Source organism: Geodermatophilus sp. SYSU D01106 (assembly GCF_054049995.1).
On record NZ_JBJGYM010000023.1, the window covers coordinates 1 to 22,696 of the forward strand.

Sequence of the window (22,696 nt, forward strand, 5' to 3'; positions counted from 1 at the left end):
TGTGGTTGTGGTTCTCTGTTTATATCTTCTGCGCGGCCCGGGGGGGGGGCGGCCGGCCCGCGCCCCCCCCCCCCCCCCCCCGCCGACCACCTGCTACCGGCACCCGGACCGGCCCACGGGCGTGCGCTGCGCGCGCTGCGACCGGCCGATCTGCCCGGAGTGCATGACGCCGGCCGCCGTCGGCTTCCAGTGCCCGGACGACGTCCGCGCCGGCAACGCCGGGGTCCGCCGCCCGCGCCAGGCCTCCGGCTGGAGCGCCGCGCGCCGCCGGTTCGGCCCGGTCACCGCCACCCTCGTGGCGGTCAACGTCGTCGTCTTCGTCATCACCGCCATCTCCGCGGTGTCCGAGGGCGCCAGCCCGCTCGACAACTACGAGTCCGAGGTCTTCCGGGACTTCTCGCTCGTGCCCGTCCTGGTCGACGTCTACGGCCAGGACTGGCGTCTGATCACCGGTGCGTTCCTGCACATCGGGATCACCCACCTGCTGCTCAACATGCTCAGCCTGCTGCTGTTCGGCCCGGAGATCGAGGCGCGGCTGGGCTGGTGGCGCTACCTCGCCGTCTACCTGGTCTCCGCGCTCGGCGGGGCCGTGGCCATCCAGTTGTTCGGTGACCCCGGCCGTCCCGTGGCCGGCGCGTCCGCGGCCATCTACGGCCTGCTCGGGGCGATGGGCGTGCTGCTCGTCGCCGCCCGGCAGGACCTGCGCGGCCTGCTCGCCCTCCTGGCCATCAACGTCGTCATCAGCTTCCTGCCCGGCGTCTCGCTGCTCGGGCACCTCGGCGGCCTGGTCGGCGGCCTGCTGGCCACCACGCTGCTGGTGCTCGCCCGCCGCCGCGTCGCCGTGCAGGCGGCGGGGCTGGCGCTGCTCGCCGTCGCGATGGTCGTCCTGGTGCTGGTCGTGCCGGTGCCCGTGGTGGTCCTCGGGCTCTGACCCCTCGGGGGTCAGGCCGGCCGCAGCGCCTCGAGCGCCGCGGCCACGGCCGCCGGGTCGGCGCCCAGGTCGCGCCGGCCGAGGAGCACCAGGACGCCGTCGTCGTCCGGGCCCGCCGCGGTGTCGAGCTCCAGCAGCCGCGAGCGCACGCCCAGCCGCCGGGTCGTGCGCAGCCGGACGCTCAGCAGGGGCCAGGGCAGCGAGGTGCGCCCGGTGAGGCCGCGGACGACGACGCCGCCCGCGTCGGCCGCCAGCCGGGGCCGCAGCACGACGTCGCGCACCGCCAGCGCGAGCAGCAGCCCGCCCGCGGCGCCGACCAGCACCCGGCCGCCGGCGTCGAGCGTCAGGGCCGCCAGGACGAGCAGGAGCCCGCCCAGCGCCAGCACGACCGTCTCCGCCGTCCGGGCCGCCCACTGCACGTCCCCACCCTCCCAGGTGGACGGGGAACGGGGCGGACCGCTCCGTCCACAGGCAGCGGGCCCTGGGGACGACGCCCGCGGACGGTAAGTGCCCTGTTCAGCGCGCGTGTCGACTCCTCGACCGCATGCCCGCGGTAGCAGCCGGTGACCGTCCACAGGCTGCGGTCATGTCGACTCGTCCACAGCTGGGTACACAGCTGGGGACAAAGCACAGAGCTGTAGTTACGCCGCCGTCCTCGTCGTCACACGCGTCCCACGCGACACGAAACCGCAGGTCAAACGGGTGTAGTCGAACACCCGTTCTCCACACGTCGTGGACAACCCTGGGGGCGGGACGTCATGTCGACCTGTGGATCCACCGAGCGGGTGTGCACAGCGGTGCACACCCCGCTTCGGGCAGGGGAGACGGAGGGGTGTAGGGCCCCCGGGACGCGACGAGGCCCCCGTCCCGGGGAGGGGACGGGGGCCTCTGGCGACGTGGTGGAACGGCCCTGCTGCAGGGTCCCGGGCCGAGCCTGCGAGGTCCGGGGGGCAGCAGGGTCCTTCGTCTACCGCCAGCGCATCGACATCACCAGGCCGACGACCATGGCGCCGAAGCCGATGGCGAAGTTCCACGCCGACAGCGACACCATGAAGGGCACCCGGTCGCCGGCCACGTAGTAGACGACGATCCACAGCAGGCCCAGCACCATGAGCGTGACCATGAGCGGCGCGTACCAGCGCGGGCTCGGCTGCACCGCACGGGCGGCCGACCGGGACTGCAGCACGCCCTCCGGCGGCGTGTAGACCGACTTCTTGCGCACCTTGGACTTGGGCACCGCGACCGACTCCTGCTGATCCTCCCGGGGTGCCGGTCCGTCGCGACCGGCACGCTGGCCCCCCAGCCTAAGCTGCGCGGTGAGGACGACGGCCCCGCCGAGCCGTGCGCCTCCCCCTCCCGTCCCCCAGGAGCCCCCGTGACGCCGTCCGAGCCCGCCGCCGCGGCCCCCGGGCGCCCGCGGCGGTCCCGGACGGCCTGGGGCGCCCTGGTGCCCGTCGTGGCGCTCGCCGCGGGGCTGCTGTTCGCCACGTCGAGCCAGACCGCGCAGGGGTCGGACCTGCGCGCCGGCGACGTCACCGAGCTGCGGGCGCTGCTCGCCGAGCGCAACGGGTCGATCGCCGAGCAGGAGACGCAGCTGGCCGCCCTCGAGGCGCAGATCCAGGCGCTCACCGACCAGGCCGCCACCCGCGACGGCGCCGTCGCCGCGGCCGCGGCCACGGCCGAGGAGGGCGAGCTGTCGGCCGGCCTGGTGGCGCTGACCGGCCGCGGCGTGGAGATCACCCTCGACGACGCCCCCCGCCGTCCTGACGGCGGGCTGCCGGTGGGCGCCCGGCCCGACGACGTCGTCATCCACCAGTCCGACGTGCAGGCCGTGGTCAACGCCGTGTGGGCCGCCGGGGCCGACGGCGTCGCGATCATGGACCAGCGGCTGATCGCCACCAGCGCCGTCCGCTGCGTCGGGAACGTGCTCCTGCTGCAGGGCCGCACCTACTCCCCGCCGTTCGTCGTCACCGCGATCGGCGACGCGGCGGCGATCCGCGCCCAGCTCGCCGCCTCGCCGCAGGTGGCGGTGTTCGAGCAGGCGGTCGAGGCCTACGGGCTCGGCTTCGCCGTGCGCGAGCGGGCCGACGTCGTCCTGCCGGCCTACGCCGGCTCGCTCGACATGGACTTCGCGACCCCCTCCGAGGGCTGATCTCCCTCCCGGCCGCCCGACCGCCCGGTGTACACAGGGAGCGTGAGCAGGCCGGTCCTCGTCGTCGACAACTTCGACAGCTTCGTCTACAACCTGGTCCAGTACCTGGGGCAGCTGGGCGTGCGGTGCGTGGTGCGCCGCAACGACGCCGTCGACGTCGACGAGCTCGCCGACCTCGACGTCGCGGGCGTGCTGCTCTCGCCCGGCCCGGGCACCCCCGCCGACGCCGGCGTGACCGTGCCGATGGTCCGGGCGGCCGCCGAGGCGGGCACCCCCGTGCTGGGCGTGTGCCTGGGCCACCAGGCGATCGCCGAGGCCTTCGGCGCCGAGGTGGTGCGCGCGCCGGAGCTGCTGCACGGCAAGACCAGCGAGGTCGTGCACGACGGGATCGGCGTGCTGGCCGGGCTGCCCTCGCCGTTCACCGCGACCCGCTACCACTCGCTGGCCGTCGACCGGGACACCGTCCCCGCCGAGCTGGAGGTCACCGGCACGACGCCGTCGGGCATCGTCATGGCGCTGCGGCACCGCGAGCTGCCCGTCGAGGGTGTGCAGTTCCACCCGGAGTCGGTGCTCACCGAGGGCGGCCACCAGATGCTGGCGACGTGGCTCGCCGCCTGCGGCCTGGCACCCGACCCGGCCGTGGTCGAGGCCGCCGCCGCGGGCGCCCGCCGGCTGTCGGCCGCTCCCGCCTGAGCGCCTCCCCGGAGACGCGGAAGGGCCCCTCCCGGATCGGGAGGGGCCCTTCTGCACGTCCTGGGCGGGTCAGCCGCCGCCACCGCCGCCCGGGCCGCCACCGGCGCCTCCGCCGGGCGACGGGCTGGTCGGCGAGGCCGTGGTCTGCTGCGCGACCAGCAGCGTGATGGCGCCGTCGGCCTCCACCGTCTGACCCGGCTGCGGGTCGCTGCCGACCACCGTGCCGGCCGCCTGGCCGGGCTCGCCCTCGGTGGGGACGACGGCGATGCTGCCCGTGAAGCCGGCCGCGGTCAGCGCCTGGCGGGCGGCCTGCTCGGTCTGCCCGACGATCGACTGCGGGACGGTGATCTCCGCGGCGCCGCCGCTGGAGACCTGCAGCGTGATCTGCGTGTCCGCCCGCGCCTGCTGGCCGGCCGCCGGGCTGGTGCCGACGACGGTCCCGGCCGGCTGGTCGGACTCGACCTCCTCGGTGGCGAGGTTGGTGAAGCCCGCGCCGGCCAGCGTCTGCTGCGCCGCGTCCTGCGCCTGGCCCTCGACCGCGGGGATCTCCGCGTCGCCGTCGGACAGCGACAGCGTCACCGTGGTGGCCGGGGGCACCGAGGAGCCCTCCTCCGGGTCGACGGCCACGACCGTGCCCTCCTCCGCGAGGGAGTCGACCTGCTCGGTGTCCACGTTGCCGGTGAACCCGGCGCCCTCGAGCGCCGTGCGGGCGCGGTCCTCGTCGAGGTCGACGACCTGCGGCACGGTGACGGCGTCGGGGGCGACGCCGACGGTCAGGGCGACCTCGCTGCCCTCCTCGACCTGCGCTCCGGAGGCGGGGTCGGTCTCGAGCACCCGGCCGACCTGGGCGTCGTCCTGCACCTCCTGCGGCGTCACCTGGGCGGCGACGGCCAGGCCGGCCGCCTCGATCGCGGCGCGGGCGTCGGCCTCCGGCTGCCCCACCAGCCCGGCGGGCACGGTGACCTGGGCGGCCTCCGGCGGCGCCTCCTCGTCCCCCGAGTTGACCAGCAGGGCGATGCCGACGACGGCGCCGACGAGCACCAGCGCGCCGACGACGGCGGCGATGACGCGGTTGCGCTTGCGCCGGCGGGCGGCCTCGTCGTCGTCCCAGCCGTCCTCGCCGCCGTAGGCGCCCGGCGCCGCGCCGAGGATGGTGGTGCGCTCGTCGTCGCCCATCACCGGCGTCGCCTCGACCCGCTGCCCGGCCAGGGCCCGGAGCAGGTCGTTGCGCATCTCGGCGGCCGACTGGTACCGGTTGGCCGGGTTCTTGCTCAGCGACTTGAGCACGATCGCGTCGAGCTCCGGCGGCACGGCCGGGTTCACCGACGACGGCAGCTTCGGGTCCTCGCGGACGTGCTGGTAGGCCACCGACACCGGCGAGTCACCGGTGAACGGCGGCGCCCCGGTGACGAGCTCGTAGGTCAGGCAGCCGACGGAGTAGACGTCGGAGCGGGCGTCGACGGCCTCGCCGCGCGCCTGCTCGGGGGAGAGGTACTGCGCGGTGCCGATGACCGCGGCGGTGGAGGTCATCGTGGCCGCGGAGTCGGACACCGCGCGCGCGATGCCGAAGTCCATGACCTTGACCGAGCCGTCGGGCGTGAGCATCACGTTCCCGGGCTTCACGTCGCGGTGCACGATGCCGTTGCGGTGGCTGAAGTCCAGGGCGGCGCAGATGTCGGCGGACAGGCTCATCGCGCGGTCCGGCGACAGGACGCCCTCGCGGCGGAGCAGGTCGCGCAGGGTCTCGCCCTCGACGTACTCCATGACGATGTAGGGCGTCGCGCCGGTGCTGGTGCGGTCCTCGCCGGTGTCGTAGACGGCCACGATCGCCGGGTGGTTCAGCGACGCGGCGGCCTGGGCCTCGCGGCGGAACCGGACCTGGAAGGACGGGTCGCGCGCGAGGTCGCTGCGCAGCACCTTGACGGCGACCTCGCGGCCGAGCCGCAGGTCACGGCCGCGGTGGACCTCCGCCATGCCGCCGCGCCCCAGGACCCCGCCGATCTCGTAGCGCTCACCGAGAACCTGGGGCGTGGTCATCGGAGGTCCTCTCGGGCGGTGCGGGGGCGCGTCGCGGGCGGACCCGGGCGCGGCAGGACCCGGACGGCGGTCCCGGCCCCGGCGGGGAGCCTAACGGGCAGCGAGCGGCGGACCGGGACGGTGAGTGAGCGCGCCGTCACGCCGGCGCACCGTCGGCCACGGCAGCCCCCGCAGCCGCAGGAGCGGACGCGCCGGCGCCCTCCGCCGTCCCGGCACCACCGGTACCGGCACCGGCCCCGCCGGTGTCCGGCTCGTCCGCTGGCGGCTCGGTGACCGGCGCTGGAGCGGAGGAACCCGGTGCCTGCGTGGTCGTCGGGGGGCTGGTCGTGGTGCCCGTGTTCGAGGGGGGCACGGAGGTGGTCGTCGGAGCGGAGGTGGTCGTCGGGGGGTTGGTCGTCGTGGTGCCGCCCTGCCCGCCGCCACCGCTCCCGGTGTCGCCGCCGCCGGTCGGCTCGGCCTCGCCGCCGCCGGAGTCCTCGGTCTCCTCCTCCGGCGGGCTGTAGTCGGACTCGGCGACCGACAGCGTCACGGTGGTGCCGCGCGGCACGGGGATGCCCGCCGGGTCGACGCCGGCCACCTCGCCGGCGTTCAGGTCGATGCCGGCGGCGGTGAGCACCTCGTCGGTCGCGTCGATGCGGGTGACCTCGAGCCCGGCCTCGAGCAGCTCGGCCTCGACGTCGTCGGCGTCCTCGCCGAGGTACTGCTCGGCCCCGGGGATGGTGACGAGGTCCTGGGTCGGGCTGGCCGACCCGCTGCTCGGCGCGCTGCTGCTCGTGGAGCCGGCGCTGCTGCCGCCCGGGTCCTCGCCGTTGCCGGAGATCAGGAAGAACGCGCCGGCGATCAGCGCGGCCACCAGCACGAGCGCCCCGAGGGCGACCGCCCAGCGCCGGCTGCCGCCGCCGCGCCGCGGCTGGGGGTCCCGCCAGTCGCCGGTGTCGTCGCCGTCGACCGGGGGGCCCTGCAGCGGCGGCATCGTGCGCGGGTTGCCGGCGGCGTGCCGGCCGCCGGTGCGCGGGCCGGCCGAGCGGGGGACCGAGGTGCGCGGGCCCGCGGCCGCGGCGGCCGCGGCGCCGGCCGCCGCCCCGGCGGCTGCGCCGGTCACGGGGCCGCCGAGCACGCGGGTGCCGTCGCCGTCGACCTCCGGGATGACCTCGGTGGCCGCGGCGGCCAGGCCGGTGGGCACCGCGCCGGTGACCGGTGCGGTCCCGCCGTGGCGGCCCGCGGCGGCGACGGCGCGGACGGCCGCGGCGAACGCGGCGCCGTCGGTGAACCGGTCGTCGGGGTGCTTGGCCAGCGCGCGCTCGATGAGCTGCCGCACGGCCAGCGGGATGTCAGCCGGCAGCGGCGGGGGCTGCCGGTTGATGTGCGCGAGGGCGATGGCGACCTGGGAGGTGCCGTCGAAGGGCCGCCCGCCGGTGAGGCACTCGTAGCCGACGACGCCGAGGGAGTAGACGTCGGAGGCCGCGGTGACCTCCAGACCCTGCGCCTGCTCCGGCGACAGGTACTGCGCGGTGCCCACGACCATCCCGGTGCGGGTGAGCGGCGTGGCGTCGCGGGTGCGGGCGATGCCGAAGTCGGTCAGCTTCACGACGCCGTCGGGCCGGACGATGAGGTTGCCCGGCTTGATGTCGCGGTGCACGACCCCGGCGGCGTGCGCGGCCGAGAGCCCGTCGGCGGCCTGGCCGAGCACGTGCAGCGTCCAGTCGACGGGGAGCCGGCCCTCCTCGTGGAGGATCGTCACCAGCGGCTTGCCCTCGACCAGCTCCATGATCAGGAAGGCCAGCTGCGAGCCGCGCTCGTCGGTGCTCTCGCCGTAGTCGTAGACCGAGGCGATGTTCGGGTGGGCCAGCGCCGCGGTGTGCCGCGCCTCGTTGCGGAAGCGGGCGACGAAGCTCGGGTCGCCGGTGAACTCGCTGCGGAGCACCTTGGCCGCCACCACACGGTCGAGCACGCGGTCGCGCGCCCGCCACACCTCGCCCATGCCGCCGGTGGCGATGGGCTCGGTGATCTCGTAGCGGCCGGCCAGGATGGTGCCGGTGGACAGGGCCATCAGCCCCCCTGACCCTCGAGGTAGGCCTGCATCACGTCGCCGGCGATCGGCGCCGAGACGTCGCCGCCGGTACCCCCGCCGTTGGCCACGAACACCGCCACCGCGATGCGCGGGTCGTCGGCCGGGGCGAAGCCGATGAACCAGTTGTGGTCGGGCACGTCCTCGGCGACCTGGGCCGTCCCGGTCTTGCCGGCGACGGCGGTCCCGGGGATGCGGGCGGCACGGCCGCTGCCGTTGGCCACGACGCTCTCCATCATCTCGGTCAACTGGCCGGCCACCTCCGGGGTCACCGGCTCGGAGAGCTCCTCCGGGTCGGCCTGGTCGATGACGGTGAGGTCGGGGGCGCGCACCTGGTCGACCAGGTACGGCGTCATGAGCGTGCCGTCGTTGGCGACCGCCGCGGCCACCATCGCCGCCTGCAGCGGGGTCATCCGGACGTCGCGCTGGCCGATCGAGCTCTGGCCGAGCGCCGCCTCGCTCTCGATGTCGCCGACGCTGCTGCCGGCGGTCGTCATCGGGATCTCCAGGCCCTCGCCGTCCATGCCGAACGCCTCGGCCATCTCCCGCACGCGGTCCTCGCCGAGGTCGATGCCGAGCTGCGCGAACGCGGTGTTGCAGGAGATCGTCAGCGCGTCGATGAGCGACTGCTCCTGGCTGCTGCTGCACGAGGAGCCGCCGAAGTTCTCCAGCGTCGTCGACGTGCCGGGCAGGGTCAGCAGGTCCGGCGCCGGGATGACGGTGTCGGGCGTGTACTCGCCGGTCGACAGGGCCGCGGCCGACACGATGACCTTGAAGACCGAGCCGGGCGGGTAGTTGTCCTGCGTCGCGCGGTTCAGCCGCGGGTCCTGCTCCTGCGCGTCGAGCTCCGCGGCGTAGGCGCGGATGGCGTCGGGGTCGTGGCTGGACAGCTGCGCCGGGTCGTAGGTGGGCGTGCTAGCCATGCCGAGCACCGCGCCGGTGGACGGGTCGAGCGCGACGACGGCGCCGGTGACCCCCTCCAGGCCCGCCATGGCCGCCTCCTGCACGCCGGCGTCGAGGGTCAGCACGACGTCGCCGCCGGCCGGGTCGCGGCCGGTGAACAGGTCGGCGATGCGCCGGGTGAACAGCCGGGCGTCGGAGCCGGCCAGCACGTCGTTGACCGCGCGCTCCATCTGGGCGCTGTTGTAGAGCAGCGAGTAGTAGCCGGTGACCGCCGCGTACACGGGGCCCTGCGGGTACTGGCGCAGGTACTTCAGCGTGTCCTGGGTGGGCACCGACAGCGCCACCTCGGTGCCGTCGACGACGATCGAGCCGCGCTCCCGCGAGTACTCCTCGGTGAGCACCCGGGTGTTGCCCGAGTCCTCGCGCAGCTCGTCGGAGCGCACGACCTGGATGTAGTTGACGTTGACGATGAGCAGCGTGAAGAGCACCAGCACGCTGATCGCCACGCGGCGCAGGGGCGCGTTCACCGGGACACCACCTCGGTGGGCGCCTCGCCGATCGCCGTCTTCGGCGGGGCCGGCGGCGCGGCGGGGCGGCGGGCGGCGTCGCTGATGCGGACCAGGATCGCGACCAGGCCGAAGTTGGCCACCAGCGAGGAGCCGCCGTAGGCGACGAACGGCGTCGTGAGGCCGGTCAGCGGCAGCAGCCCGGTGACGCCGCCGAGGACGACGAACAGCTGCCAGGCGACGGCGAAGGCCAGGCCGCCGGCGAGCAGCTTGCCGAAGGCGTCGCGCACGACCAGCGAGGTGCGCAGGCCGCGCTCGACCAGCACCAGGTAGATGACGATGACGGCGACCAGGCCGAACAGGCCGAGCTCCTCGCCGAGCGCCGAGGCGATGAAGTCGCTCTTGGCCACCGGCACCTGGTCGGGGCGGCCGCCGCCGAGCCCGGCGCCGAACAGCCCGCCGGTGCCCAGGCCGAACAGCGACTGGACGAGCTGGTAGCCGCCCTCGTCGCGGTAGGCGAACGGGTCCAGCCACGTGTCGACGCGGACCTGCACGTGCCCGAACACCTGGTAGGCGATGAACGCGCCGCCGGCGAACAGGCCCAGGCCGATGAGCAGCCAGCTCGCCCGCTCGGTGGCGACGTAGAGCATCACCACGAAGATGCCGAACAGCAGCAGCGAGCTGCCGAGGTCGCGCTCGAACACCAGCACGAGGATCGACACGACCCACACGGCGAGCACGGGGCCGAGGTCGCGGGCCCGCGGGATCTCCAGGCCGGCCACCCGGCGGCTGGCCAGCGCCAGCACGTCGCGCTTGTCGACGAGGTAGGCGGCGAAGAAGACGATCAGGCAGATCTTGGCGAACTCGCCGGGCTGGATGCTGAAGCCCGCGACCCGGATCCAGATCTTGGCGCCGTACACCTCGGAGATCGACGCGGGCAGCACGGCGGGCAGCGCGAGCAGCACCAGGCCGACCAGGCCCAGGGTGTAGGCGAAGCGGGACAGCACCCGGTGGTCGCGCAGCACCACGACGACGGCCACGAACAGGACCACGCCGATCGTCGCCCACAGCAGCTGCACCGGGGCGTCCTCGCGGGTGGTCTCGCCGTCCTGCAGGCCGGCCAGGTCGAGCCGGTGGATCATCGTCAGGCCGAGGCCGGTGAGCACCGCGACGGCGGGCAGCAGCAGCGGGTCGGCGTAGGGCGCGAAGCGGCGCACGACCAGGTGCACCACGACCCACAGGGCGGCGAACCAGCCGCCGAAGGTCGCCAGTTCCGCGCGCAGCGAGCCGGTGATCGTGATGTCGACGATGCTCTGCGCGGCGAGCGTGATGAGGACGGCGAAGCCCAGCAGCGCCAACTCGGTGTTGCGCCGCTTCGGGGGGACCGTGCCCGGGGCCGCGGCCCGGGGGTCGGTGGTGGGGCCGGCCATCACTCCGCCTCCCGGCAGTCCACCCCCGGCTCGGGCCCCGCCGTCGAGGAACCGGCCGTCGAGGAGCTCGCCGAGGCGGAGCCCGTCGCCGACGGGGACGCCGACGAGGGGCTGCCGGGGGCGGGGGTGTCCGTCGCGCCGCCGGGCTGCGCGGTGGGGACGACCTCGGACGGCGGGCCGGACGGCGAGGCGGACGCGCCGGCGGAGGGCCGGTCGTCGTCGGCCGGGCACTCGGGGAGCGACGCCTGCTGGAGGTCGTCGACGATCCGCCGGGCGTCGTCGGAGCCACTGGCCTCGATGCCCTGGCGGACGCTGTTCTGCTGGTAGGAGGAGAGGTCCTCGAGCGGGATGCCGGTGACGTCGTCGACGCGGAAGAGGTCCAGCCCGAGCAGCTCGGTGTTGAAGCCGCGGTAGACCGCGACGTGGTCGGTGCCGTCGGCGGCCGCGACCCCGACGAACCAGTGCGTGAGCACCCACAGCCAGGTGGCGATGCCCGCGCCGACGAGGAGCAGCACCGTGCCCCCAGCGACGAACAACCGCCGCCGGGAGCGGCGGCGGTCGGGTGGGGCGGAGGCTGAGGCGGACGTCGGCGCCGGTGGGGGCGCCGGTGGCGGGTCGGCGAGCGCGGCCCGCCCGGCCGCGGAGCGGGGGTCGACGGCGCGCTGGCCGCGGTTGTCGCCCGCGGCGCCGTCGACGACGGGCTCCATGGACGTGCCGGTGCCGGAGTCCTCGACGACGTCGGCGACGATCACGGTGATGTTGTCCGGGCCGCCGCTGCGCAGCGCCAGCTCGACGAGCCGGTCGGCCGTGGACTGCGGGTCCGGGTCCTCCAGCGCGTGGGCGAGGGTCTCCTCGCTCACCACGCCGGACAGGCCGTCGGAGCACAGCAGGTAGCGGTCGCCGGCGCGCGCCTCGCGCATCGACAGGTCGGGGTCGACGTCCTGGCCGTTGAGCGCCCGCAGCAGCAGCGAGCGCTGCGGGTGGTGGTTGGCCTCCTCGGCCGTGATCCGGCCGTCGTCGATGAGGGTCTGCACGAACGTGTCGTCGTGGGTGATCTGCGTGAAGACGCCGTCGCGCAGCAGGTAGGCGCGGGAGTCGCCCACGTGGCACAGGGCCAGCCGGCCGCCGGCGAACAGGACGGCGGTGAGCGTCGTGCCCATGCCCTCCAGCTGCGGCGACTCGCGGATGACCTCGCGCAGGTGCTCGCTGCCGTCGAAGACCGCCTCGCGCAGCGCCTGCAGCATGTCGCCGCTGGGCGCGTCCTCGTCGAGGTGCTCGAGCGCGGCGATCACGACCTTGCTGGCGACGTCGCCGGCCGCGTGACCGCCCATCCCGTCGGCGACGGCGAGCAACCGGGGCCCGGCGTACACCGAGTCCTGGTTGTTGCCGCGGACGAGACCGCGGTCGGAGCGGGCGGCGTAGCGCAGCGCGAGACTCATCGGACCCTGCTCACGTCTGCTCTGTCGCTCCCCGTCGTCGTGGGCGTGCTGCTGCCCATCAGCGTGTTGCCCATCAGCGCAGCTCCAGAGCGGTCTGGCCGATGCGGATCGGCTGGCCGGGAGCCACGAGCAGCGGGCCCTGGACCCGCTGCTGGTCGAGGTAGGTGCCGTTGGTCGACCCCAGGTCCTCGACGTACCACTGTCCACCACGGTTGGTCAGCCGCGCGTGCCGGCTGCTGGCGAAGTCGTCGGTGAGGACGAGGGTGGAGTCGTCGGCGCGGCCGATGAGGATCGGCTGCTCGCCGAGGGTGATCTTGGTGCCGCTGAGCGGGCCGGCGGTGACCACCAGCGTGCGGGGCCCGCGGCCGCGGCGGCGGCCGGCGGCCGCGGCGCGCGGCGGGACCGAGGCGACCCGGCCGGTGCGCCCGCCGAACAGGTCGGCCCGCACCACGCGGAACGCGGCGAAGATGAACAGCCAGAGCAGCAGCAGGAACCCGAAGCGGAAGACCTGCAGGACGATCTCGGCGGTCACGACCGGCCCCCGGTGCCCCGCCTCGTCGAGCGCACGACGTCGGTCACGCGCCGTCCTGCCGGTAGACCAGGACGGAGTGGCCGATGCGGATGACGTCGCCGTCGGCGAGCGCCTGCCGGCTGATCCGGCGGCCGTTGACCAGCGTGCCGTTGGTGGAGCCGAGGTCCTCGGCGAAGGCGGTGCCCTCGTCCAGGACGACGTCGACGTGCTTGCGGCTGACCCCGGTGTCCGGGAGCCGGATGTCGGCGTCGGTGCCGCGGCCGATGACGTTGCGGCCGGTGGTCAGCTCGTGCCGGGTGCCGGGCCCGTCGACGACGAGCACGTGCGTGACGCCGGGCCGGGAGCCGGCGCGGCCGACGACGGAGGGGTGCTGGCGGCCGGTGTCGGTGGGCACCCGACCGCCCAGCGGCGGCAGCGGCGGGACCGCGCCGGAGCCCATCGGCGGGGCGGCCGGCACGGCGTCGGCCCGCGTGCCGGGCCGGGCCGGGTCGGCGACGTGCGAGCTCACCTCGAACACGCCGGTGGGCAGCTCGTCGTCGCGCTCGAGGCGGACCTGGACGGCGCCGAAGGTCTGCCAGCCCTCGTCGTCGATGTGCTCGGCCACCATGTCGGCGAGCTGCGCGGCCAGCTGGTCGGACCACTCGGCGAGGTTCTCGTAGTCGGTGGGCCCGAGCCGCACGTCGTAGACGTTGGGCGCCAGGACCCGGCCCTCGCCGAGCACCGAGCGCTGCTCGTCGGCCTCCCGCTGCAGCGCCTTGGCGATCTCGGCGGGGTGCACCTTGCCCTTGAACAGGCGGGCGAACGTGACGCCGACGATGCCCTCGAGTCGTCGCTCGAAGCGCTGCAGCACGCCCACAGTCGCTCCTCCACGCTCGCTCGGATGGGTGGTCCTCGGTTGATCGTAGCCGGGTGGTCGGCCGCCGACCGGCCAGGAACGCGCAGCGTCACAGCGCGCCGCGCACCCGGGTCACGGCACGCCGCGTGCCCGGCCCGTGGCGCGCCGTGCGGGCGGCCCCGACCCCTCCGCCGTCGGCCCGAGCGCGGCTGCTACTGTCCTTCCTCGCCAGGGCAAGTGGCGGAATGGCAGACGCGCACGGTTCAGGTCCGTGTGTCCGAGAGGACGTGGGGGTTCAACTCCCCCCTTGCCCACCCAGACGAGAAGGCCCCCGGGACTCCCCGGGGGCCTTCTCGCGTCCCGGGCCCGCCCCGCGCCCGGAGGACCGCCCGGCCCGTGACCCGATCGTGACCGGCGGCTGTCGCGGATCCGGGGTCCCCGCCGGGTCACCTGGTCAGACGCCCGGCCACGACCACGGCCGGGCACTCGGCGGACGGGGGAGCATGGGCGCGGACCGGGACGACTTCACGGCGTTCGTCGTCGCCCACGAGGCGGCGCTGCTGCGCACCGCCTACCTGCTCACCGGCGACCGGGGCCACGCCGAGGACCTGGTGCAGACGGCGCTGGCCCGCGCGCACCGGCACTGGCGGAGGGTGCAGCGGGCCGACGTCCCGATCGCCTACGTGCGCCGGCTCCTGCTCAACTGCCACCTGAGCTGGCGGCGGCGCCTGATGCACGGCGAGCAGGTGCTCGAGACGCTGCCCGAGCGCGCCGTCGGCGACTGGCAGGACGCGCACGCGCTCGGTGACGAGCTGCGCCGGGCGCTGGACACCCTGTCGCCGCGGGCGCGGGCGGTGCTCGTCCTGCGCTTCTACGAGGACCTCGGCGAGACCGAGACCGCGCGCGTCCTCGGCTGCTCGGCCAGCACCGTCCGCACCCACACCGCGCGGGGCCTGGCCGCCGTCCGCCGGGCGCTCGACCCCCCGCCGGCCCGGCCCGAGCCCGCCCCCCTGACCGACGGGAGCCCGTCGTGACCGACCTCGACGTCCGGAACGCCCTGCACCGGCTGGCCGCCGAGGCCGGACCGCCGCGGGGACAGGACACCGCCGACGCCGCGATCGGCATGGCGCGCCGTCAGCGCCGGGTGCGGGCGGCGTGGGCCGGCGGCGCCATCGCCGTCGCGCTGCTGGCCGGCGCCGTCCCCGCCGTGCTGCCCGACGCCGGCCCCGCGGCCGGTCAGGCCGCCACGGACCGGACGGCGCAGGCCGCGCCCGGGCTGTTCGACGTGCCGACGCGCGGCTCCCTCGCGGGCGACGAGGCGTTCGTCGCCGGGGTGGCCGCCCTCGAGTGGTCGGCGCCGGTGGGTCTGAACGGCGCCGAGCTGCGCCCGCCGGCGGACTCCCGGCACGTGCTCTTCGCCGGCGACCTGCCCGGCGGCCGCCGCTGGGCGCTGGTCATGGGCGCCGACGGCGGCCAGCGGGTGGTCGCCTGGTTCGGCGGCCCGGCCGGCGCGGCGCCCGGCGAGCTGACGCTCCTGGCGCAGCCGCAGCGGGGGAGCCTCGCGCAGCCCGTGGTCCTGCTCGACGCGTCGGGAGCGGGCACGCTGCTCGTCGTCGTCGGCCTGCCCGGGGACACCGCCCGGTACTCCCCGGGCACCGTGCGGTTCGACGACGTCACCGTCGGCCGGGTGTGGACCGACCTGCCCGGCACCGACGGCGTGCTGGTGGCCGAGGTCGACCGGCCCGTCTACGTCGGCGCGGAGATGGTCGAGGTGGTCCGGGACGGGGACGTCGTGACCACGGCTCGCGGCGTCCCCCGGACCGAGAGGTCGGACGAGGCCGAGCAGTGGGCCTTCGCCCAGCCGGTGGACGAGCGCCTGTACGGCGACCCGGCCGCCCAGGACCGGTTCGTCGCCTGCCTGCCCGAGGGCTTCGCCGTCTCATTCGGGGCCGGGAACGGCTCGATCACCTTCACCTACCCCCCGATCGAGGGCGAGCGCAGCGACGTCGAGCTCATGCAGGTCTACGCCGGCTGGGACGCCACCCTCGCCGACTGCGCGGCGCGCGCGGTCGGCGAGGGCTGAGGTCCGCTCAGGCGGTGCCGGCGGTCTCCTGCAGGAAGGCGGCCGAGTCGTAGTAGGTGCGCACGCCGGTGAGCAGGCCGTCGTCGGAGCCGTCGCCCTCGATCACGGTGACGCCGCGGTAGGTGAAGGGCCGGCCGCTGCGCAGGGTGCCGCGCGACTCCCACTCCAGCGCCGCCGTCTTCTCGCCGACGGTGCTCGAGGTGAACGTCGTCTCCAGCTCACCGAAGACGTTGCGGTAGTCCTCCCAGAAGCGGCGGGCGCCGTCGGGGCCCTGCGCCTCGTGGTCGGAGTTCAGCTTGATCAGCGTGGCGTCCTCGCCGGTGAGGTCGACCATCGGCTGCGGGTCGGACTCGGCGTCGAGGTGGTGCAGGGCTGCGGTGAAGCGCTCGGTGAGCGTGTGCACGGGGTCCTCCCGGTACGGCGACTGCGGTCGCGGGAGGGCCTACCCGGGCGGTCGCGGGCGCACCCGCGCCGGTTCAGGCCGGCAGCTGCCGGTCGCCGCGCGAGCGGCGCTCGCCGAGCGTGCGGGCCAGCAGGACGACGCCCCACGGGCCGACGACCCACACCGGCCACGGGTAGACCAGGTCACCGCTGCCGAGCATCGAGACCAGCCAGATGCCGGTGACGATGACGCCGGTGACCAGCCAGCTGGTCCAGGCGGCGCGCAGGTCGTTGCCCCAGGCGCCGTGCCAGGCGCCGCCGTACACGGCCCGGGCCACCGGCGACGGGCCGGGCGCGGCCGGCGTGGCCGGGGCCGCCGGCCGGGGGAGGTCGGTGGTCAGCTCGGCGAGCTCGCCGTAGGTGCGGGCGCCGTGCGCCCGGGTGCTGCGGTCCTCGTACTCGGCGAGGGTGAGCCGGCCGTCGGCCAGGGACTCGTCGAGGCGGGTGACGACGGCGGCGCGGTCGGCGTCGGCGGCGAGCTGGTGCGGCTCGGGCATCTCGGGCTCCTCATCGGCGGGGTGGTCCGAGTCTTTCCCGCCCCCGCGCCCGCCACCATTGACAGACGTCACCCATCGCCGGTGCGTCCTGCACGGTCGGGTGCCGGTCCGCCCGGCCAGGATGGCGGGGTGACGACCACCGACGCCGGGGCGACGCTGTCGCCCGCCGCCTGGGACGACGACGAGGTACAGCGGCTGACGGCCGCCCAGCAGGCCGAGCTGCGAGAGCGCTACGACGGCGACCTGGAACCCGGCGCGAAGCCGTCGGCGGCCGACGTCGCCGTCGTGCTGCTGGCGCGGGACGCCGCCGGGACCGCGATCGGCTGCGGCGCGCTGCGGCCCCTCGGTGAGGGCGCCGCGGAGGTCAAGCGGATGTACGTGGTCCCGGAGGCCCGCGGGCGGGGCGTCTCCAGGGTGCTGCTCGCCGGGCTGGAGGCGGCGGCCACCGAGCGCGGGTGGACGACGCTGCGGCTGGAGACCGGCCCGCGCCAGCCGGAGGCGATCCGGCTGTACGAGGGCGCGGGCTACCGGCCGATCCCCGCGTTCGGCGCCTACGTGGACGACCCGGACGCCGGGTGCTCGCTGTACTACGAGCGGGTGCTGGGCGGGGCCTGAGCCGCGCCGCCGGTCAGGCGGGGAGCGCCTCGTCCGCCTCCGCGTCCTCCTCGTCGGGCAGCGTCCAGGCGAGGTGCCAGTACGGGAGCAGGCCGGCGACGAACCACAGCAGGGCGCCCAGGCACAGGGCGAGGGCGGTGTGCCCGGTGCCTGCGGCGAGCAGGACGCCACCCGACCAGGCCAGCAGCGTGAGCGCGGACGCCGGCCAGCCGACACGGGCGTGCGAGTGCTCCCGCATCCGCTGCTGGTGCTCGTCGAGGGAGGGCCGCGCGCGGTCGAAGACCCCGCGGATGCCCAGGTTGAGCAGCGAGTGCAGCGGGATGAACAGCAGCATCCCGGCCGTCCACAGGACGAAGTAGGGAGTGGTCCAGCCCTCCTCGGTGGAGGCGGCCACGAGCGTGCCCGCGACGAGGACGGTGAAGAGGGCCGCCTGGGCCAGGACCGCGCGGTGGCGGGTGGTGCGGGTGCGGGTCCAGGCGTAGCGCTCGTCCTCGAACGTGCGGACCAGGGAGCTCTGGGTGGTGGTCACGGGTTCCTCCTGAGCAGCTCGGAGCCGATCGCGGGCAGGGGGTCGAGGGAGAAGACCGCCTCGACGGGGAGGTCGAAGAAGCGGGCGATCCGCAGGGCCAGCGCCAGCGACGGGCTGTACTCGCCGCGCTCGAGGTAGCCGATGGTCTGCGGGTGGACGCCCACTCCGTCGGCCAGTTCCCTCCGGCTGACGCGGCGCTCCGCCCGGAGCACCGCGATGCGGTCGTGGACGCGGTCGGCGTCCGTCCGTGGCTGACGACCCATGCCCCCATTCGTAGCATTACTGCTACAGGATGAGCAAGGGATCCGACGGATCGGCATCCTGCGGTCGAGCGGGCGGGACGCTGCCGTAACGCTCCTGCCGAGCCGGACATGGAGGGGTGTGATCGCGATGCACGGGCCGCCGCCCGCCACGGACGACCCTCCCGCGACGGCGGAGGAGCGGCTGGAGGCGGCCTACCGGGCGTGCGGCACCGCCGTCCTCGGCTACGCGCTGCGGCGGGCGGCCACGCGGGAGGACGCCTACGACGTCGTGGCCGAGACCTTCGCGACGGCGTGGCGCCGCCGGGCGGACCTGCCGGCCGACCCGGAGGAGGTCCGGCCGTGGCTGTTCGGCGTCGCCCGGCTGTGCCTGGCCAACGCCGCGCGCGGCAGCCGGCGGGCCGGCCGGCTGGGGGAGCGGCTGGCCGGCGCGCTCGCGGACGCCGACGTCCCGGACCCCGCCGCGCTGCACGAGGACGGGGTGCTGCGGCGCTCGGTGCGCGCGGCGCTCGACCGGCTCTCCCCGGAGGACCGGGAGCTCGTGACGCTGGTCGCCTGGGAGGGCCTGAGCCCCACCCAGGCGGCCGCCGCCCTCGGCATCGCGCCCGGCACCGCCCGGGTCCGGCTGCACCGGGCGCGCGCCCGCCTCCGCGTCCTGCTCGACCCCACCGACCCCGAGGAGGCCGGCGATGCTCGCTGACCGCGACCTGGACGCCCTGCTCGACGGCGCCGCCGGCGTGCGCGACGCCGACCTGCCGGCCCTGCCGGAGGTGCTGCTGGCCGCGGTCACGGCCGACGCCGGCCTGTCGCTGGTCGTCCCGGAGCCGGAGCCCGCCTCGGTGGTGGCCGCCCGGCAGCTCGTGGCCGACGCGCACGAGGCCCGCACCGCGCCGCGGCGGCGCCCGCGGCGGAGGACGGTCGTCCGCGTGGCCACGGCACTGGTGGCGCTCGCCGCGGCCTGGGCGGCGGCCGTGGTCGTCGGGATGCCGCCGGAGCCCGGGGCGCCGGCTGCGCCGTCGGCGGGCGGGCCCGTCACTCCCGGCGCGCTGGCGCTCGTGGCGGCCGAGGCGGTCACCTTCCCGGTGACCGTCGAGGCGCCGCCGGAGGGGCTGGCGCCCTTCTACAGCCGGTACGGCGGCATGCCGCGGTACGGGGACGCGCCGCCCTGGTACGTGGCGGCCTACCTGCCCGTCGACCCGCAGTCCGGCGCGATCGGGCCTCCGGGCTCGGGTCAGGTGGTGCTCGGCCTCTATCCCGAGGACCCCCGCTCCTCCGACGAGTACGGCTTCTCGGCCGAGGGCGAGCCGACCGGGACGGCGACCGTCGACGGCGCCGAGGCCGCGGTGTGGCGGCAGGACGGCGTCGTCAGGCTGCTCTGGGAGCGCGCCGACGGGCGCTGGGTCTCGCTGACCGGTGAGGGCACCCGCGTCGACGTCGCCGCGCTGGTGGCGGTGGGGGAGTCGGTCGTCGACCGGCCGCAGCCGGTGGGCCTGCAGTTCGGGCTGGCGCCGGCCGGCTGGTCGGTGGGCGGCTACGAGGAGAGCCGCAGCCTCGACCTGGTCAGCGACGCCGACCCCCTGCTGGCGCTGCGGCTGAGCGCGGTGGGCGCGCAGTACACCGGGACGATCGACGAGCTGCTCGAGGGGATGCCGACGGCCGCGCCGACGGAGACGGTTCCCGTGCAGGGCCGCGAGGGCCGGCTGGCGCTGTTCGCCGGCGACGAGGGTCAGCCACCGTTCTGGACGCTGGTCGGCCGGCTCGCGGACGGCCGCTTCTTCCGCCTGCTCGCGCCCTCCGCGCTCACCCGCGACCAGGTGCTGCAGATCGGTGAGCAGGTGACCGCCGCGCCCTGACGGCGCGCAGCCCGGCACGGCCGGGCTCAGGCGGGGACGAGGGGCGGCGACCGCAGCGCCGCGGGTGTGCGGATCTCGGTGCCGTCGGGCCGCCAGGTGTGCCATCGGCCGTCCGGTTGTCGTTGCACGCGGAAGCCGGCGTGGACCTCGGTGTGGTGGCGTTCGCACAGCAGCGCCGAGTTGGCGAGCGACGTCGGTCCGCCGTCGAGCCAGTGCACGACGTGGTGGACGTCGCACCACCAGGTGGGGGTGCCGCACCCGGCGAACACGCAGCCACCGTCGCGGACCTCCGCGGCGCGGCGGATGTGCCGGGTGGCGAGGCGCTGGTCGCGGCCGAGGTCGAGCGGGACGCCGTCGGGGCCCATGACGACGCGGGCGATGTTGCTGTCGCAGGCCAGCCAGCGGGCCCGGGCGGCGGAGACCAGCGCGCCGGAGCCGAGCTGGGCGCTGCCCTGCCCGGTGGCGAGGTCCTCGACGTCGACCTTGACCACGACCTGCGGCTTGACCCCGCGCAGCTGCGGGGTGGCGCCGGTGGCCAGGGCGGTGTCGGCGAGTTGCACGGCGCCGTCGGCGAGTCGCTGGGCGCGGCTGCGGTCGTCGCCGGCGGGCCGGTCGGCCTGCACGTGCGCCTCGACCGCGGTGGCGAAGCGTTCGGCGCCCACGGGGTCGAGGTGCAGGTGGAAGGAGACGGTGCCGTCGGCGTGGCGGACCACCGACATGCGCCGCCCCTCGGTCGGGTCGGGCTCCGGCCCGTCGGGGTCGAGGGCGTTGCAGTAGCGCGTGACGACCACCACGAGGGCGTCGTGTTCCTGTTCGATCGCCACGGCGGTGAGCACGGCGTCGATCTCGCCCAGGTCGACGCCCTGCGCGGCGGCGGCGGCCAGCCGGTCCGGGGTGGTCACCTCCGCGGCCACGGCCACCTGGGCGGCGGTCACCAGCCCGGCGTCGTGCGCCTCGGCCAGCACCGGCAGGTGCTCCAGCGCGCGGCCGTTGCCGACCAGCCGGGACGCCTCCCGCCCGGACAGCCGGCAGTGCCCGCGCAGCCACGACGCCATGCTCTTCAAGCCGTCGCGTTCGGGAGCGGAGGACAGCTCCGCGGCCCGCGCCGCGCGGGCGAGGCGGGCGTCGATCCGGTTGCGCTCGGCGACCAGCGCGGCGACGTCGTCGAGGACGTCACCGGTGCCGAACCCACTCGAACACATGTACGGAGTCTAGCCCGTCGGTCGGCCCGTGGCGAGACGAATCCGCAGCTCAGAGCGGTGTCCACAGATGTGCAGGGATCCTTGACGAGGCCGGGTAGGGAGGGGCGGTGAGCACCCGGGACACCGTCCGCGCCGTCCTCGACCGGTACGGCACCACCTATGCCGAGGAGGCCGGCATCCGCCTCGCCGACACCCCCGCGCCGCTGTGGCAGCTGCTCGTCCTCACCGAGCTGCTGTCGGCACGGATCGACGCCGGCATCGCGGTCGCCGCGGCGGCCGAGCTGCGGGAGGCCGGCCACACCACCCCCGAGCGGACCCGCGGCACCACGTGGCAGGAACGCGTCGACGCGCTGGTCCGCGGCCGCTACACCCGATACGACGAGCGCACCGCCACCCAGATCGGCGACGCGGCCGACCTCGTCGTCGAGCGGTACGGCGGCGACCTGCGGCGGCTCGCGCGCGAGGCCGACGGCGACCCCCGCGAGGCCGCCCGCCTGCTGCAGGAGTTCCCCGGCATCGGCGCCACCGGGGCCTCCGTCTTCCTCCGCGAGGCGCAGGCCGTGTGGCCGTGGCTGCGCCCGTACCTCGACGACCGGGTCCTCGACGGCGCCCGCCGCGCGGGCCTGCCGTCCAGCGCGGAGGAGCTGGCCGGCCTGGTCGACGGCGACGACCTCGCCCGCCTTGCCGCCGGCCTCGTGCGGATCACCCTGCTCCGCGACGACGAGGACCCGCTGGGCTGAGGCGGGCCGGATGTGGTGGGCTGCCGGGCATGAGCGTCCCGCCGATGACCGCGTGGCCCGCGACCGAGCCGGCGGAGGTGGAGTTGGTCAGCGGCGACGCCCGCCTCGCCGTCGACCTGCGCGGCGGCGGCCTGCGCGCGCTGACGGTGGGGGACCGGGCGGTCCTCGACGGCTACCCCGCCGGCGCGGTGCCGGCCGGGCGGCGCGGCGGCGTCCTGCTGCCCTGGCCCAACCGGCTGCGCGACGGGCAGTGGACGTGGGAGGGGCAGCAGCTCCAGCTCGACGTCGCCGGACCCGGCAAGCCCGCCGCTCACGGCCTGGTCACCTGGCTGCGGTGGGAGGTGCTGGCCCGGCACTCCGACGCCGTCACGGTGGGCACCGTCGTCGAGGCGCGGCCCGGCTACCCGTTCCGGCTGGCGGCCGCCGTCGACCACGTCCTCGCCCCCGACCGGCTCACCGTCACCGTCCGGGTGCGCAACGCCGGCGACCGCCCCGCGCCGTTCGGCACCGGCATGCACCCCTACCTCGCGGTCGGTGCCACGGCCGACGGCGGCATCGGCGACGCCGAGCTGACCGTCCCCGCCCGCACCGCGCTCGACCTCGACGGCGGCCTGCCCACCGGCACCCGCCGTCCCTTCGACGGCGAGATCGGCCGGATCGGCGACCGCGCCCTCGACGACGCCGTCACCGACCTCGTCCGCGACGACGACGGCTGGGCGCGGGTGCACCTGCGCGGGCCGACCGGGACGCTGGAGCTCGCCGTCGACGGGTCGTGGCCGTGGCTGCAGGTCTACAGCGGCGACACGCTGCCCGAGGGCCAGCGCCGGCGCAGCCTCGCCGTCGAGCCGATGACCTGCCCGCCCAACGCGCTCGCCGACGGAGCGGACCTCGTCGTCCTCGCGCCGGGGGAGTCCTGGTCGGGCACCTGGACCCTCGCGTGGGGGGCCTGA

24 protein-coding genes and 1 tRNA gene are annotated in these 22,696 nt (G+C 76.0%); 11 read left to right on the top strand and 14 right to left on the bottom strand.

The features are described 5' to 3' along the window. The first annotated feature begins 163 nt into the window (after positions 1–163). The gene (locus tag ACI78R_RS19570; protein ID WP_457041975.1) at positions 164–931 is read left to right on the top strand and encodes a rhomboid family intramembrane serine protease; all 768 of its coding nucleotides are present in this window, start codon (positions 164–166) and stop codon (positions 929–931) included. An 11-nt stretch (positions 932–942) separates the two neighbouring features. Here the strand turns inward: ACI78R_RS19570 and ACI78R_RS19575 are convergent, their stop codons facing one another. Both ACI78R_RS19575 and crgA read right to left on the bottom strand, forming a co-directional pair. Next, complete coding sequence (locus ACI78R_RS19575) at positions 943–1,350, bottom strand: PH domain-containing protein (RefSeq protein ID WP_073422087.1); 408 nt, start codon at positions 1,348–1,350, stop codon at positions 943–945. Between the two features lie 548 nt (positions 1,351–1,898). After that, complete coding sequence (gene crgA, locus ACI78R_RS19580; RefSeq protein WP_073422088.1) at positions 1,899–2,168, bottom strand: cell division protein CrgA; 270 nt, start codon at positions 2,166–2,168, stop codon at positions 1,899–1,901. Positions 2,169–2,306: 138 nt separating this feature from the next. Here crgA and ACI78R_RS19585 point away from each other — a divergent pair, with 138 nt between their 5' ends. Both ACI78R_RS19585 and ACI78R_RS19590 read left to right on the top strand, forming a co-directional pair. Further along, positions 2,307–3,083, top strand: coding sequence for a DUF881 domain-containing protein (locus ACI78R_RS19585; RefSeq protein WP_073422089.1), 777 nt, complete (start codon positions 2,307–2,309; stop codon positions 3,081–3,083). A 42-nt stretch (positions 3,084–3,125) separates the two neighbouring features. Further along, positions 3,126–3,776, top strand: a complete 651-nt coding sequence (locus ACI78R_RS19590; RefSeq protein WP_073422090.1) for an aminodeoxychorismate/anthranilate synthase component II — start codon at positions 3,126–3,128, stop codon at positions 3,774–3,776. Positions 3,777–3,845: 69 nt separating this feature from the next. On the opposite strand, the gene pknB is transcribed toward ACI78R_RS19590, so the two are convergent. The 7 genes from pknB to ACI78R_RS19625 form a co-directional block, all read right to left on the bottom strand. Continuing rightward, a complete protein-coding gene (pknB, locus tag ACI78R_RS19595) occupies positions 3,846–5,813 on the bottom strand; it encodes a Stk1 family PASTA domain-containing Ser/Thr kinase (RefSeq protein ID WP_457041976.1) in 1,968 nt (655 codons plus the stop codon). 136 nt (positions 5,814–5,949) lie between these two features. Continuing rightward, positions 5,950–7,863, bottom strand: coding sequence for a protein kinase domain-containing protein (locus ACI78R_RS19600; protein WP_457041977.1), 1,914 nt, complete (start codon positions 7,861–7,863; stop codon positions 5,950–5,952). Further along, entirely contained in the window at positions 7,863–9,311 is a 1,449-nt protein-coding gene (locus ACI78R_RS19605; RefSeq protein WP_454555475.1) for a peptidoglycan D,D-transpeptidase FtsI family protein, read from the bottom strand. Before ACI78R_RS19605 ends, ACI78R_RS19600 begins: the two co-directional genes overlap by 1 nt. Then, entirely contained in the window at positions 9,308–10,720 is a 1,413-nt protein-coding gene (locus tag ACI78R_RS19610) for an FtsW/RodA/SpoVE family cell cycle protein (RefSeq protein ID WP_073422238.1), read from the bottom strand. Before ACI78R_RS19610 ends, ACI78R_RS19605 begins: the two co-directional genes overlap by 4 nt. Continuing rightward, the gene (locus ACI78R_RS19615) at positions 10,720–12,159 is read right to left on the bottom strand and encodes a PP2C family protein-serine/threonine phosphatase (RefSeq protein WP_457041978.1); all 1,440 of its coding nucleotides are present in this window, start codon (positions 12,157–12,159) and stop codon (positions 10,720–10,722) included. Before ACI78R_RS19615 ends, ACI78R_RS19610 begins: the two co-directional genes overlap by 1 nt. Positions 12,160–12,232: 73 nt before the next feature. Continuing rightward, positions 12,233–12,691, bottom strand: a complete 459-nt coding sequence (locus ACI78R_RS19620) for an FHA domain-containing protein FhaB/FipA (protein WP_073422095.1) — start codon at positions 12,689–12,691, stop codon at positions 12,233–12,235. 43 nt (positions 12,692–12,734) lie between these two features. Then, positions 12,735–13,547 (bottom strand): FhaA domain-containing protein, encoded by an 813-nt coding sequence (locus ACI78R_RS19625; RefSeq protein ID WP_073422096.1) that lies wholly within the window; start codon positions 13,545–13,547, stop codon positions 12,735–12,737. 210 nt (positions 13,548–13,757) lie between these two features. On the opposite strand from ACI78R_RS19625, the gene ACI78R_RS19630 reads away from it, so the two are divergent. The 3 genes from ACI78R_RS19630 (at position 13,758) to ACI78R_RS19640 (ending at position 15,609) form a co-directional block, all read left to right on the top strand. Continuing rightward, positions 13,758–13,840 (top strand) — tRNA-Leu (locus ACI78R_RS19630). Between the two features lie 189 nt (positions 13,841–14,029). Further along, positions 14,030–14,560 carry a SigE family RNA polymerase sigma factor gene (locus ACI78R_RS19635; protein WP_073422097.1) on the top strand — a complete coding sequence of 177 codons (531 nt, stop codon included), beginning with the start codon at positions 14,030–14,032 and terminating at the stop codon, positions 14,558–14,560. Beyond that, positions 14,557–15,609 (top strand): hypothetical protein, encoded by a 1,053-nt coding sequence (locus tag ACI78R_RS19640; RefSeq protein ID WP_457041979.1) that lies wholly within the window; start codon positions 14,557–14,559, stop codon positions 15,607–15,609. The genes ACI78R_RS19635 and ACI78R_RS19640 overlap by 4 nt, the downstream gene beginning before the upstream one ends. 7 nt (positions 15,610–15,616) lie before the next feature. Here ACI78R_RS19640 and ACI78R_RS19645 read toward each other — a convergent pair whose 3' ends face one another. Next, positions 15,617–16,012: a nuclear transport factor 2 family protein gene (locus ACI78R_RS19645; RefSeq protein WP_457041980.1), complete on the bottom strand. Its 396-nt coding sequence runs from the start codon at positions 16,010–16,012 to the stop codon at positions 15,617–15,619. Between the two features lie 73 nt (positions 16,013–16,085). Then, positions 16,086–16,547 (bottom strand): DUF1707 SHOCT-like domain-containing protein, encoded by a 462-nt coding sequence (locus tag ACI78R_RS19650; RefSeq protein WP_073422101.1) that lies wholly within the window; start codon positions 16,545–16,547, stop codon positions 16,086–16,088. A 129-nt stretch (positions 16,548–16,676) separates the two neighbouring features. Between ACI78R_RS19650 and ACI78R_RS19655 the strand changes: the two genes are divergently transcribed. Continuing rightward, on the top strand, positions 16,677–17,162 hold the full coding sequence (locus ACI78R_RS19655) for a GNAT family N-acetyltransferase (RefSeq protein WP_457041981.1): 486 nt from the start codon (positions 16,677–16,679) through the stop codon (positions 17,160–17,162). Between the two features lie 13 nt (positions 17,163–17,175). Here ACI78R_RS19655 and ACI78R_RS19660 read toward each other — a convergent pair whose 3' ends face one another. Both ACI78R_RS19660 and ACI78R_RS19665 read right to left on the bottom strand, forming a co-directional pair. Next, positions 17,176–17,691, bottom strand: a complete 516-nt coding sequence (locus tag ACI78R_RS19660) for a hypothetical protein (protein ID WP_073422103.1) — start codon at positions 17,689–17,691, stop codon at positions 17,176–17,178. After that, on the bottom strand, positions 17,688–17,954 hold the full coding sequence (locus ACI78R_RS19665) for a helix-turn-helix transcriptional regulator (protein WP_073422104.1): 267 nt from the start codon (positions 17,952–17,954) through the stop codon (positions 17,688–17,690). Before ACI78R_RS19665 ends, ACI78R_RS19660 begins: the two co-directional genes overlap by 4 nt. Positions 17,955–18,081: 127 nt before the next feature. On the opposite strand from ACI78R_RS19665, the gene ACI78R_RS19670 reads away from it, so the two are divergent. Continuing rightward, positions 18,082–18,651 (top strand): RNA polymerase sigma factor, encoded by a 570-nt coding sequence (locus ACI78R_RS19670; RefSeq protein ID WP_073422239.1) that lies wholly within the window; start codon positions 18,082–18,084, stop codon positions 18,649–18,651. Further along, complete coding sequence (locus ACI78R_RS19675; RefSeq protein ID WP_457041982.1) at positions 18,641–19,804, top strand: hypothetical protein; 1,164 nt, start codon at positions 18,641–18,643, stop codon at positions 19,802–19,804. Before ACI78R_RS19670 ends, ACI78R_RS19675 begins: the two co-directional genes overlap by 11 nt. Positions 19,805–19,830: 26 nt before the next feature. Here the strand turns inward: ACI78R_RS19675 and ACI78R_RS19680 are convergent, their stop codons facing one another. After that, on the bottom strand, positions 19,831–21,006 hold the full coding sequence (locus tag ACI78R_RS19680; protein WP_457041983.1) for a DUF222 domain-containing protein: 1,176 nt from the start codon (positions 21,004–21,006) through the stop codon (positions 19,831–19,833). A 107-nt stretch (positions 21,007–21,113) separates the two neighbouring features. Here ACI78R_RS19680 and ACI78R_RS19685 point away from each other — a divergent pair, with 107 nt between their 5' ends. Then, positions 21,114–21,746: a hypothetical protein gene (locus ACI78R_RS19685; RefSeq protein WP_457041984.1), complete on the top strand. Its 633-nt coding sequence runs from the start codon at positions 21,114–21,116 to the stop codon at positions 21,744–21,746. A gap of 29 nt (positions 21,747–21,775) precedes the next feature. Next, on the top strand, positions 21,776–22,696 hold the full coding sequence (locus ACI78R_RS19690) for an aldose 1-epimerase family protein (protein ID WP_457041985.1): 921 nt from the start codon (positions 21,776–21,778) through the stop codon (positions 22,694–22,696).